This is a genomic window from Pedococcus sp. P2_A3, assembly GCF_056405035.1.
In genome coordinates this window covers 381,757-394,030 of record NZ_JBFUCW010000001.1, presented here as the reverse complement: position 1 = coordinate 394,030, position 12,274 = coordinate 381,757, and the positions used below count along the sequence as shown (strand labels likewise).

Here is a 12,274-nt window from a genome sequence, read left to right as displayed (position 1 = left end):
CCCCCTTCCCGATCGATGAGTCAACCTTCGCAGGCTCGGAACTGCCTGACATTTACCATACTGTAGTAGTGTCGAAGGAGGATCAAGCGATGATGAAGCCGAACTTGCCGGAGCGCCCACCAGCGGCCCTCGTAGCTGTCGCCAGAATCCAGGCGTACTCCCCTGGTGCCACCATTTTTGATCAGGGCGCATCCGGCGATACCGGATACGTTGTGATGTCTGGGAAGGTAAAAGTCGCTCAGAGCACCAGGAGAGGATCGGTCCAGCTTCTCGCCCTCCTAGGGCCGGGAGAGGTCGTTGGAGAGCTCTCACTGTTCGATGGAGGGCCCCGGTCTGCGTCGGCGCAGGCCGTGGGACCAGTGGTCCTCAGCACCTTCGACCGTTCAGTGGTCACGGAGGTGATGGGAACGAGCTCCGCCGCAGAGGCCTGGCTGATCCGGCAGTTGGCTCATCGCCTCAGACGCGCCGTGGAGGCTACGTCGCTCCTTGCGTTCGCGGACGCGCCAACACGACTCGCTGCCTTGCTCGTCGACTTGGCTAGACGCTTCGGAATGCCAATCGGCCACGACATCGTCGTTGAGCATGGACTAACCCAAGTTGAGCTCGCGCAGCTCGCGGGCATGACCCGCGAGTCTGTTAATAAAGGCCTGTCTTCCTTTGCCGCGCGAGGTTGGATCAGTGTCTCCAAAGGATGCATTTATATCCTCGACGAGCCGGCGCTGACGCGACGAGCCGGACGAAACCCAGTCGCGTCAACTCCGGTTGTGATCTCTCCGAGCCCTCCGCTTCCGGGGCGACCGCTCACTCCGCGCGTGAATGAACGTACCAATCGATGACGGATTGCACCCCCTCCTCCAGCCCGACGGATTGGTGGAGGTCCAAGTGCCGCAACATTCGTGTCCTGTCGGTGGCCTGGAAGCGAGTCCGCTGCTCGTCCCAAGTCAGCCCCTGCGGGTCGTGACCGTACAGCCGCACCAGCGTGAAATAGATCTGTGCGGCCGTTACTGGCTCACCTACGATATTGATCGCCATGTCGACGGCGTCGCTGGTCAGGGCACGGACGCACGATTTTGCCACGTCGTCCACGTGGACCAGTCCGTGCACCGATCCGCGAGCCCACGGCACGTGCGGGACCTCGCCGGCGTCCAGTGCCCGCAGCACGTCCAGCATCGTGGCGTTGTTCGAGCCCTCACTAACCCGGGGGCCGTAGATCGTGCCGAACCGAAGGGACAGGTAGGGCGCACCGCCACCGCCTCGGAACGCCTCAAGATAGGCCTCTGCCGCGAGCTTGGTGGCGGCGTACATGCTGAGGGCGCGTCCGGTCCCGCCAGTCTCCGTCTCCCTGTAAGGAAAGCGCTCAGGATCGGCGAAGGCACCGTACACCGTGTGCGACGACCCGAACACGAACCGCTCGATGCCGTGCGCCGCGGCTCCAGCGATGAGGTCGTACGTGGCGTCGACGTTCACCTCGTGCGAAAGCCGCGGATTGGAGTCGGACGAGCGCGAGCGGACCGCCGCCAGGTGCACGACATGCGAGACACCCGTAAGGAGGCGCCCGACGGTCTCCCGGTCGCGCAGGTCCGCTCGTTGGAAATCCACAGCCCGATGCCCGGCCAGCTCGGCCGAGTGGTCGTTCTCCACCACGTCAACCATCAACACGGGGGTCCCGGAGGCAGCCAACAACTCCACCACCCTAGAACCGACAAAGCCGGCGCCGCCCGTCACAAGCACACGTTCCAACGTTGTCACGTTCTGTTTCTCCTGATCGCCCGTGACCCTTGGGTCAATTGGAATGTGGTCAATGGCTCACCGCACGACCACTACCGGTCGCCACCGGAGCACTTCAGTGCCCCCGACCGAGCTCATCACCAGCAGAGTCAACGCCGCCAGACCATCTGGGAGGTGCCGGACCTCCTCGATAGTCACCGATGAGCCCACCAGGTCGCCCTCATGCACCGGGGCGACGTGGTCGCACCCGTGCCAGCCTGCGACCGCCACGAGGCCTGGAAGGACCTGGCAGACGTGGTTCAGTGCGAGGCCTATGGTGTGACCGCCGTATACCAGACGTCCACCACCGCCAGCCTCGCTCTCGTGGTGCACTCGTGCCAGGTTGCCGGTGAGCCGGGCGAGTTCGGGGGCGCTGGACACTAGGTCCCGACCGAGAACAGCGTAAGTCCCGGTCAGCGGGCCCGCTCCACCTGATGAGGTCGGAAGCGCGCGGAGGTCCCATCCCTCGATCGACGCAACCGCGCTGCTGCCATCCGCGTCGTCGTGGGACAGCTCGTCCGCATACCCAGTGGGCGCCGCGTGTGGCGAAAGCAGGATCATTGCGCATCGGCGGTAGTCGAGCACGACGCGTTCGTGCTGGTCCACGGTCGTGATGCGGAGTTCGGCCAGCCCTGTCGGCGGCCGGTCAGGCCGCCGAGTATTTTCCCGGAGGGCCACCACCCGCGTCGTGGTGGACAGGGTGTCACCGAGCAGAGGCTGCCGATGGAACCAGAGCCCACGGTAGAACAGGTTCGCCTTGACATGCTGGGTCGCGACGGTGGATTGGCCAATCGAGATGTCCCAAACCAGCGCAGGGCCCGCCAGCGGACCCCCAGCGACGCGGCGCCCAAGCTCATGATCGAGGACGACCGGCACCCGGTTACCTACGATCGCTGTGTGTGCGCCTTGCAGGCCACAGGTCAGTGTGACCGCAGGCGGCCGCGCAAGCACCATGCCGACGGCAAGTTCGTCGAAGTATGGCCCTCGGACGAGGCTGGGCACTTCCTTTGTCATGGCCGCCTCTTCCTCACACGATTCCGGCTGTACGCAGCCGCCCGATTTCGGCACCCGTCAGACCAAGAACGTGCGTGAGGACCGATTCCGTGTCGGCGGAGAGCATGGGAGCAGGCAGAGCTGGCGGGTTGACGTGGTTCCACCGCCAGGGTGCGGACGCCGCCAGCATGGGCCCGATTCCCGGCTGCTCGATCTCGCGAACGATGCTGTCGTTGGCTCCTCGTTGCTCCTTGGCCAACTCGGCCATGTCCTGGTACGGGCTCCAGAGAACCTTCGCTTCGTCGAGTAGTCGCTGGAGGGTGGCGTAATCACGCGCCTCGAACCAGGGTCGCAAGATCGAGGCGATGGTCTCCCGCAGTCGATATCGGTCACCTTCGCGATCGAGGTCGGCCCCCAATGTCTCCTCCAGGGCCGCGAACACATGCTCGGTGCCCGTGACCCTCCGCAGCGCGATCCACTGCCCTTCTGTGAGCGCGACGACCATGATTCGCCGGCCGTCCGAGGTCGCGAAGTCAACGCCGAACGAGCCGTACATGTGGTTGCCGACACGTGCACGAGGGCGACGCAATTCGTCCGCCTCGGCGAGCCAACCCATGCCAGCGACACCGGCGATAGCGACGTCCGCGAGCGCCACTTCGACGCGAGCTCCCTCTCCTGAACGCTCACGACGGTAGAGCGCCGTGGTCACCGCGGACGCGGTCAACATGCCGGTCACCAGGTCCCAGGCAGGCAGAACGTGGTTGACCGGAACGGCGGCATCGACTGGGCCGGTCATCAGGGGCACGCCGACCTCGGCATTGATGGAGTAGTCGACGGCCGGCTTGCCGTTACGCCGGCCCTCGACATGCACGTGGATGACGTCCGGGCGCCGTTCGGCGAGTTGCTCGTAGCGCAGACGTCGAGCCCCGACGAGATTGTCGACGTACACGCCACCTTGGCGGCCGGAGGAAACCACCAGCTCGAGCAGCAGTTCACGTCCTTCCTCGCGACGGTAGTCAATCGTGACCGACCGCTTCCCCTTGTTGAGGTTCGCCCAAAAAAGGCTGGCGCCGCGGGTGGAGAGGGGCCAGCGACCGGCGTCACTGCCACCCCCCGGCGGGTCCACACGGATCACGTCTGCGCCCAGCTGCCCCAGCGCCATTCCCGCCGACGGCGCGGCGACGAAGGAGGCGGCCTCGACGACACGGAGACCTGCGAGGGGGCCGGTCGCCACGGTCAGGCGTCCGTGTCAGGCGCCCGGCGGGACAACCGTCCGAACATGCCTTTGGTCATCGCGCCGCTCTCCCGGCCGCAGCCGCGAGGCTGATGTCGCGAGCCACCAGCATGCTCTGGATCTGATTGGTACCGTCATAGATCTCGGCAATCTTGGCGTCGCGAAGCCGTCGCTCGACGCCGAGAGCCACGTCGTCGCCAGCCGGTCCGAGAAGCTCCAGACACGCCGCCGAGACGCTGGTGCCGAGGGCCGTGCAATGCAATTTGACCAGCGACACCTCCGCAACAGGCTCATCTGGGCTCGTGTCGACTCTGTCGCACACCGACAGAAGCATCGCCCGAGCGGCGGTGATCTCACCGCGCAGCCTGGCCAGTTCGAATTGGAGGTCTTGGGCTTCGCGGGTCCTCGATGACAGCAGACCCAATGGAGCAGCCCAGTTCACCGTGGCGTCGTACGCGCCTTCGGCGAAGCCGAGACCCTGCGCCGCCGCACTGATGCGCGAGCGGATCACCGAGCGCAGGAGAAGCGGGTAGCCCTCGCCCTCCCCACCGAGGCGATTAGCCACTGGGATCCGGCACTCCTGAAGCGCGAGGGTTACAGTCGAGGCGCCCTTCTGCCCCAGCTTCTTCATTGGGCGGCCGACCGAGAGGCCCTCTAGGCCATCGGTCTCGAGGAGGAAAGCAGTCACGCCTTCCTTGCCGAGGGTCAGATCGACTGATGCAAACAGCACCACGACGTCCGCCCGGTCACCGTTGGAGATGAAGGTCTTCTCACCGGTGATGACGTACTCGTCACCGTCGCGGCGGGCGATTGTGCGCATCGTCGCAACGTCTGAGCCGGCGCTGGGCTCGGTCAGGGCTATTGACCCGATGGCGCTGCTGTCGCACAGGCGTGGGATCCAGGTCTCGGCCTGCTCGCGCGTACCTTGGAGATGAAGAGGGTGCGCGCAATGCATCTGCGTCATGTAGACAGTCGACGTAGCCCCGCACTCGGCGCTGATCCGAGCGAGGGACTCGGCGTACGTTGAGATGCTGGTGTCTGCTCCCCCGAGGTCTGCCGGCATCAGCATGATGCCGAGACCCTCTCCGGCCAGTTGGCTGAGCGCCTCGGCCGGGAAGGTCCCCTCGGCGTCGATGCTCCCCGCCTGTGGACGGATGGTGCGGTCGATGACGGCATCGACACTCTTGATGACGTCGGCGTCCACCGTCGGCCAGACGTAGGTCATGAGGGCTCCTCGTGGAAGTGGGGAGAACGTCGCTCGGCGAAGGACGCGATGCCCTCTTGGCCGTCCCTCGACGCGATCGACAGGGCGGCCAGGGCGGCCTCATGCTCAAGGGCTGCGGGCGCGACAGCGCGACGAGCTGCGTCCAGGATGTTGGTGATGCCCCGCCGACTGCCTGAGGCGATCAGGTCCGCCAGCCGGCTCACCTCGGCGTCGAGTGCGTCGGGCGCGAGCGGGGGCACCGAGAGCAACCCGATCTGCCACGCGCGCTCGGCGCCGATGCGCTCACCGGTCAGGAGGAGGTGCATGGCCGCTGGGCTTCCAACCGCGTGGGGCAGCCTTTGGGTACCGCCGAACCCGGGAATGCAGCCGATGCGCGCCTCAGGGAGGCCGAACTGGCTTCGCTCAGACGCCACCACCAGGTGACAGGCGAGCGCCAGTTCGAAGCCGCCACCAAGCGCATACCCGTCCACCGCAGCGATCACAGGAACGTCAGAGGCCGCGATCGTCGTCATCGTGCGATGTCCGGCGTTGATGAATTCCTGCGCCTCCTCAACGCCCAGCCCTCGGATCTCGTCGAGGTCCGCGCCCGCGCTGAACGCCCGGGGACCTGCACCGCGGATGACGACACAGCCGATGGCGCTATCGTTCTGGATGTCGAGGATGGCGGTGCGGACAAGCGCGAGCACCTGGGAGTTCAGCGCGTTCATGTGCTCAGCACGTGAGAGTTCTATGCACAGGACCCTGCCGGAGCGGGACGTTTCAATCACGGAACCCATACGACACTCTCCTGCGCCAGTTCGTCGATGGCTTGCTCGTCCAAACCAATCTCCCGAAGGATCTCCCGGCCGTGCTGGCCCCGTATCGGCGCTGGTCGCCGTGGTTGACGTCCGTCCGGGTCCGAGGCAAGCCGCCAAGGAGCGCCGACCCCCCGGAAGGCTCCAGCAACCGGATGCTCATATTCGACGATCGTTCCCYGGGCGACCACCTGTGGGTCTGTGACCACCTCCGAGAGGTAGTTGATCGGTGAGCATGGGACGCCGACGTCCTGAAGGAGCTTGAGCGCGTGGACCGAGGGCATTGTCCCCAACTTCGCTTGGAACTCGTCGACCACTTCTTGGCGGTGGGCCCGCCGGCCGGCATTGGTGCGCAACTCCTCGCGCTCGGCCAGGTGCTCGAGGTGGAGCGCGGCACACGCACGCTGCCAGTGGTTGTCGTTGCCGAGAGCGAGCACGATGTTCCGATCGGCGGTGCGCATCGATTGGTAGATCGCGACGACCGAGTCGGCGCCCCCGCACGGCACGGGTTCAGGATCACCGGCGAGGAAGCTGGCAATTCTCGGCGACATCAGCGCCAGGTCGGCCTCGAGTAGAGCGATGTCAACGATTTCGCCCCTGCCCGTTTGTTGCTGGCGCACGAGGGCAGCGGCGATCGCGAATGCTGCCACGGTGCCCGAGGCAACGTCGGAGAGTGCTGTGCTCACACGCTGGGGAACGCCGTGGTCCCCGGTCACGCTCATCATGCCCGACCGTGCTTGCGCGATGAGGTCGTAGCCCGGCAGCCCCGCGTCGGGACCGTCCAGACCGAAGCCTGAGAAGGCGCAGATAACGAGTTGAGGAAAGCGCGCGAGGAGGCCATCGAGACCCAAGCCGTGCTTCTCGAGCTTGGTCGGGACGATGTTCTCGATGAAGACGTCCGCCGACGCCAGCAGTTCGAAAAGGAGCCCGCGACCCCGCTCGCTCCGCAAGTCGAGGCACATACTGCGCTTGTTGCGGTTGACCGAGAGAAACCAAGCGGCCTCTCCGTTGAGGAACGGCGGCCCCCAACTTCGGGCGTCGTCTCCGCGCAGTGGCTCGATCTTGATCACGTCAGCACCCATGTCTGCGAGGTACATCGAGGCAGTCGGGGCGGCGTAGGACGACGCAATGTCAACCACGCGAACGCCGGCCAGCGGTCCGTTGCGGCTCATGCGCCAACCTCGTGCGGGGTTGCGGTGGAGTAGCGCAGCACGTACTTCAAGTGCCGGTCCATCGCCTGTGCAGCTGCATCAGGCGATCCATCGCGGATGGCGCTGAGGATCGCCATATGCTGACGCACGGTCTCCCGGCCCACGGCGGGCGTGACCGCAAGGTAGCGCGCCGGCAGCGTCGTCTCGTGAATGGCCGCGATGAAGGCGGCCAGGAGGCGGTTGCCGGAAGCCTGCGCGATCGTGACGTGGAAGTCCCGGTCGTACAGGGCGATTTGCGGGTCGTCGATCGTCGTGGTGCGTTGGAGTTGGACAATGTCCTGTAGCGCCGTGACCTGAGGCTCTTCGCGCTTGTGCGCTGCCCACCTGGCTGCCGGGACCTCCAGCACCCGCCGCATCGACGTCAGTTCGTCGATGGTGAGCGAGCCGAGGCGCACGATCGTGTCCATGGACTCACTGAGCATGGAACTGAGCGAGTTCGGGGTCACGGTGTTGACAAAGCTGCCGCCGGCGACGCCAGGAACCTTACGGATCAAGCCGTCGGCTACCAGCGACCCCAATGCCTCCCGAACGGTCGGCCTGCTCACCCCGAATTGCTGGGCAAGTTCGGTCTCCGGTGGCAACTTGTCGCCCTGGCGGAACTCGCCGCGGAGGATGCCCTCTCTGATCTGGTGTTCGACCTGCGCTCTCGGCCGCAGGATCTGCTTGGCCTGGAAGGCGTTGCGTGCTCCTGCTCCCTCGCGTGTCACGACCGTCGCCCCACGGGCTCGCCGAGGCCACGCGTCGCCACTCGCGCCACGTGCAGGCGGCGGCCGCCAGACCGGGCCTGCAGGCTGATCGCGTCACGGAGCAAACCCGCCACCGGGTACTCCTCGATGTAGCCGTAGCCACCGTGCGACTGAATCGCGTCCAGACAGTTGTCGATGGCCGCTCGTCCTGCGAGCGGCGCAACACCGTCGCTTGCGCCCTGCCCTCGAAGCGCCTGGTCAAGCTGGGCGCGCACGGGTTCGACTCGAAGCGACATCCCGGCGACCAGGGCGCGCAGCCCGGCGAACGACCCGATGGGGACCCCGAACTGGTGACGCTCCAGGACGTAGCTCGACGTGAGCCTCACGGCTCTCTCCGCGACCCCCACCAGGGCTGCACCCAAAAGGAGCGCCCAGGTGGAGAGCGCTGCCTCCGCGTCGCGCTCCAAGGAACCTGGCGTCGACCGGAGGTCCAGCGTGCCGAGTCTCGCACCTGCGAGCCCCGTCCGGGGAAGACGCTCTACCGTGAGAGCGTCCCAGGCCATGAGAGCGAGCTGCGGGGTGTCGACGTCGAGGAGGACGACGGCGTCGGGGGTGGGGGACGTCGCTACGACGGGCGCCGCCAGGTGTGAACGCAGGGCGAAGGTCGGGGACTGGATGGTGTCCTCTTGAACGATCAGATCTGCGGCGTACCGCCCGGCGAGGATGTAGCCGAGGGCCGGGGACGACCCAGCGGCCACACGCACGGTATGGGCCAACCACTCCAAGGCGTCTGCTTCCTCGGCGGTGTCGCGCGCCAGAGTCCACAGACCAGCAGTCGCGACAGGGGCCCATCCGTCGACATCGGCAACTGCGGCCGAGACCTTGTCGACGACCTCCAGAAACTCCTCGAGGTCTTTGCTCAACGCGGTCATCGATAGGTCTCGTCTCGGCTAGGCGAGCGCAGTGAGTCCAAGAGCTCCGGGACAGTGTGGATGCCCGACTCAGCGGAACTGGCTGGGGAGCTGACCGGGGTGGCTACGCCCTCCGTGGTCGAGGCCAGGATGTCCGGGTAAGTCATCAAGTGGAGCCCTCCCACCTCGCCTAGGTCAGGCGATTGCGCATTGGTAAAAAGTTGACAGCACTGTACATTGTCTTACACCTACGGAGCAAGGCAACTGGCCCCAAGCGAGGCCGGACAGATGAGGAGAGCGAATCGTGGCAACGTCACGCTTGTCTGGTGTCTGCGTCATCGGGGCGGGCACGATGGGGCGGGGGATCGCCCAGGTCGCTCTCGCTGCGGGACACCAAGTGAGTTTGGTCGACCCGGACTCCGCACAGCTGGCCGCGGCTGTTGCAGACATCGGGCAGCGCCTGTCCCGCCGGCACCCTCAGGTTGGCGGACGTCTGAGCGACGTTCTCGGGACGCATGAGTCCATCGACGAAGCGCCCGTGTGGACCCGCGCGCTCGTGATTGAGGCCGTGCTCGAGTCACTGCCAGTCAAGACCGACGTGCTCTGCGGAGCGTGGACTCATTTCGGTCCAGAGACCATCCTCGCGACCAACACCTCGTCCTTGTCGGTCACGGAGATCGCCCAAGGGACGCCCGCGCCCGAGCGGGTCGTGGGGATGCACTTCTTCAACCCGGTGCCGGCGATGCGACTTGTGGAGATTGTCACTGGCATTCAGACGGACCCCGAGATCGCCGACGAAGTCGCCGATCTCGCGGTGTCGTGGGGTAAGCAGGTGGCGCGAGTGAGGTCAGCCCCTGGATTCATCGTCAACCGCGTCGCTCGAGGGTTCTATGGCGAGGCGCTGCGCCTGGTCGAGGAACAGGTTGCGGCCCCCGCGACCATCGACGAGGTCATGCGTGGGGCGGGACAGTTTCGGATGGGTCCCTTCGAACTCATGGACTTGATCGGCAACGAGGTCAACGCCGCAGTAACACGGTCGGTGTGGACGGCCTTCAACTTCGACCCCAGGTTCGAACCGTCGAGGATCCAGGACGAGCTGGTAGCCGCCGGTCGCTACGGCCGCAAGCGTGGTCACGGCTTCTACTCTTATGCCGAGGGTGCTGTCCTGCCCCCGCCGACGCCTGTGCCCGCCACGGGTCGCCCCGCGCGCGTCGTGTCTCGGGGTGGTTCCTCCCAACTGGACACCCTCCTTTCACGCTGCGGCGTCAAGGTCGAGCATGACCCGGGCTACGAGCTTGGCCTGTCGCGGTTCGACGACGTCGTCGTCCGAGTGACGAGGGGGCGTACGGCCGCCGAGGAATCTGACTTGCTCGGCGGCGCTCCGGTGGTCCTGGTCGACCGCATGTTGAGCGCGGAGGACGCCACGGCGGTCGCCGTGTCAGCGTCGGACCCCGCCAAACTCGGCATGGTCGCGGCTGTGTTTGCTGACGCTGGCGTAGCGGTGCACGAGGTGGCCGATGCCCCCGGGCTGGTTCTCGCGCGCACGTTGGCGGTAATCATCAACGAGGCTTGGGAAACGGCACTGCATGGCGTGGCCACGCCTGAGGACATCGACGTGGCCATGGAGCTGGGCACGAACTACCCGTCGGGCCCGTTCGAGTGGACCCGCCGCTGGGGGAGAAGCGCGGTTCTGCAACTCGTGGACGCGCTGTGGTCGACGTACCACGACCCCCGTTACCGCGCCAGTCGCCACTTGCGGCTGCCGTCCGCTCAGCCCCCAGTACCCAGTCAGGAGTGACCCAGGGTGCGGCGCGGCGTCTTCGCTGAACCGCTCACCTCGCTGGGGGGAGAAGGTGGCGCACCTCGGGTGCAGAACGCGAGAACGCGCGAGCTTCGCGCTCGATCGCGGCGTCAGTCTCCGTGAGCCTGCCGTCATGCTGCCGCAGGTGCTCCCCCCAAGACCTCACCAAGTACACCTCGACGAAGCGAGCGGGCTGCTCACCGTCCTGAAAGAGCTGCCACCAGTAGGCGCCCGACCGTTGTCGCGAGCGTCGGACTCGCTCCATCGCGAGGACAAAGCCGGGACGGTCCTCTGGCGGCACGCTGTAGGCCAGTTCGACCATGATCGGTCCGACGCTGGGTTCGGGCTCCACGAGGAGTTGCGGCTGCTTCCAATACGTGGCGGATTCCCGTCCTCGCTCAGGCGGATTGAGGGTGGGCCACCACCGGATCGACAACGCGCCGATGGCCATGACACAGGCGGCCGAGGTCAACGACACCGCGACACTGGCCATATCGGAGATCACTCCCCAAAGGGCAGCGGCCAGCGCCTGGGCGCCGAAGATGGCCATCTGGTAGACCGCAAGTCCACGGGCGCGCACCCAAGAGGGCAGGTGCGATTGCAGCGTCGCGTTGATGGTGGACAACACCACCACCCAGCAGGCGCCGGCCGGCAGCAGTGCGGCGATGACGAAGGGGACTTCGCGGACGACACCCACGACCGCAGTGGAGCAGGCAAAGACGACGCTGGACAGCCCGATCAGGCCCGACGGCGCCAGCCAGAGTCGAAGGCGCGGCATCGTGACCGCTCCACCGACGGCTCCCAGTCCCAACGCCCCAAGCAGCAGGCCATACCCGCTAGGGCCGAGGCCCAAGCGTTCTGTTGCGACAATCGGCAGCAAGGCCCACGGAGCCATCGCCGGTGCCACGAACAGCACGGACCGCAGTACAAGGCGGCGGATGACCGGGGAGTGCCGCACGAAGCGTCCACCTGCCCGGAGCGCGGGGGCGAAGCGCTCGCGCCCGTAAGCCACTGGCACACGCTCAGGTCGCCACGTGAGCAGTACAACCGTGAAGATCACGAACGTGGCTGCGTTGATCGCGAATACTGCAGCAGTTCCGATGCGCGTGATGACGATTCCGGCGATGCCCGGCCCCACCGCGCGGGCGACATTCATGCTGACAGCGCCTAACGCCGAGGCGGAAGACAGCTCGGTCCGTGGTACGAGGTCCGGGATGAGCGCTTGGTACGTCGGCCACGTGAGTGCGGCCCCTACCCCGAGGGCGAAGGTGAGCATCAGCAGGAGCGGGGGCCGCATCTCTCCCGTTGCCGCGAGCAGCGCCATGGCTAAGGCGGCAGTGGCCAGGTAGATCTGGATCCCGATCAGCAGCAGCCGGCGGTCAAATGTGTCTGCCAGCACGCCCGCCGGCATGGCGAGGATTACGACCGGCAGCGTGCTAGCAGTCTGCACCAAGGCCACGAGTGCTGATGCGCGTGGCTCGTCGACCAGCATCAGTTGCGCGCCGACGGTCTGCATCCACGTCCCGGTGTTACTGATCACCACGGCGAGCCATATGGACCGGAACGGAGGGCGGCGCAAGGGGCTCCACGCATTGGGGGTGCCCGGCGTCGGGTGAAGCTCTGATGAGTCCTGCACATGGAGGTGACTCATG

11 protein-coding genes are annotated in these 12,274 nt (G+C 66.2%); 2 read left to right on the top strand and 9 right to left on the bottom strand.

What is annotated here, in order from left to right; translation table 11 throughout:
• Positions 1-89 precede the first annotated feature (89 nt).
• Complete coding sequence (locus AC1DX8_RS01920; RefSeq protein ID WP_477628230.1) at positions 90-836, top strand: Crp/Fnr family transcriptional regulator; 747 nt, start codon at positions 90-92, stop codon at positions 834-836.
• On the opposite strand, the gene AC1DX8_RS01915 is transcribed toward AC1DX8_RS01920, so the two are convergent.
• Genes AC1DX8_RS01915 through AC1DX8_RS01880 form a run of 8 tightly spaced genes read right to left on the bottom strand, consistent with a single transcriptional unit; the run spans position 802 to position 8,842 of the window.
• Positions 802-1,749, bottom strand: a complete 948-nt coding sequence (locus tag AC1DX8_RS01915) for an NAD-dependent epimerase/dehydratase family protein (RefSeq protein WP_477628201.1) — start codon at positions 1,747-1,749, stop codon at positions 802-804. The genes AC1DX8_RS01920 and AC1DX8_RS01915 overlap by 35 nt on opposite strands.
• A 57-nt stretch (positions 1,750-1,806) precedes the next feature.
• Positions 1,807-2,781 carry a MaoC family dehydratase gene (locus AC1DX8_RS01910; RefSeq protein WP_477628200.1) on the bottom strand — a complete coding sequence of 325 codons (975 nt, stop codon included), beginning with the start codon at positions 2,779-2,781 and terminating at the stop codon, positions 1,807-1,809.
• 13 nt (positions 2,782-2,794) lie between these two features.
• Positions 2,795-3,994: a CoA transferase gene (locus AC1DX8_RS01905; protein WP_477628199.1), complete on the bottom strand. Its 1,200-nt coding sequence runs from the start codon at positions 3,992-3,994 to the stop codon at positions 2,795-2,797.
• A gap of 55 nt (positions 3,995-4,049) precedes the next feature.
• Positions 4,050-5,219 carry an acyl-CoA dehydrogenase family protein gene (locus tag AC1DX8_RS01900; RefSeq protein ID WP_477628198.1) on the bottom strand — a complete coding sequence of 390 codons (1,170 nt, stop codon included), beginning with the start codon at positions 5,217-5,219 and terminating at the stop codon, positions 4,050-4,052.
• Entirely contained in the window at positions 5,216-5,995 is a 780-nt protein-coding gene (locus tag AC1DX8_RS01895) for an enoyl-CoA hydratase/isomerase family protein (protein ID WP_477628197.1), read from the bottom strand. Before AC1DX8_RS01895 ends, AC1DX8_RS01900 begins: the two co-directional genes overlap by 4 nt.
• A complete protein-coding gene (locus tag AC1DX8_RS01890; RefSeq protein ID WP_477628196.1) occupies positions 5,983-7,185 on the bottom strand; it encodes a CaiB/BaiF CoA transferase family protein in 1,203 nt (400 codons plus the stop codon). Before AC1DX8_RS01890 ends, AC1DX8_RS01895 begins: the two co-directional genes overlap by 13 nt.
• Entirely contained in the window at positions 7,182-7,931 is a 750-nt protein-coding gene (locus AC1DX8_RS01885) for a FadR/GntR family transcriptional regulator (RefSeq protein WP_477628195.1), read from the bottom strand. Before AC1DX8_RS01885 ends, AC1DX8_RS01890 begins: the two co-directional genes overlap by 4 nt.
• Complete coding sequence (locus AC1DX8_RS01880) at positions 7,928-8,842, bottom strand: acyl-CoA dehydrogenase family protein (protein ID WP_477628194.1); 915 nt, start codon at positions 8,840-8,842, stop codon at positions 7,928-7,930. The genes AC1DX8_RS01885 and AC1DX8_RS01880 overlap by 4 nt, the downstream gene beginning before the upstream one ends.
• Before the next feature lie 283 nt (positions 8,843-9,125).
• Between AC1DX8_RS01880 and AC1DX8_RS01875 the strand changes: the two genes are divergently transcribed.
• Positions 9,126-10,619, top strand: a complete 1,494-nt coding sequence (locus tag AC1DX8_RS01875; protein WP_477628193.1) for a 3-hydroxyacyl-CoA dehydrogenase NAD-binding domain-containing protein — start codon at positions 9,126-9,128, stop codon at positions 10,617-10,619.
• Positions 10,620-10,653: 34 nt separating this feature from the next.
• Here AC1DX8_RS01875 and AC1DX8_RS01870 read toward each other — a convergent pair whose 3' ends face one another.
• Positions 10,654-12,273, bottom strand: coding sequence for an MFS transporter (locus AC1DX8_RS01870; protein WP_477628192.1), 1,620 nt, complete (start codon positions 12,271-12,273; stop codon positions 10,654-10,656).
• Between the last annotated feature and the right edge of the window lies 1 nt (position 12,274).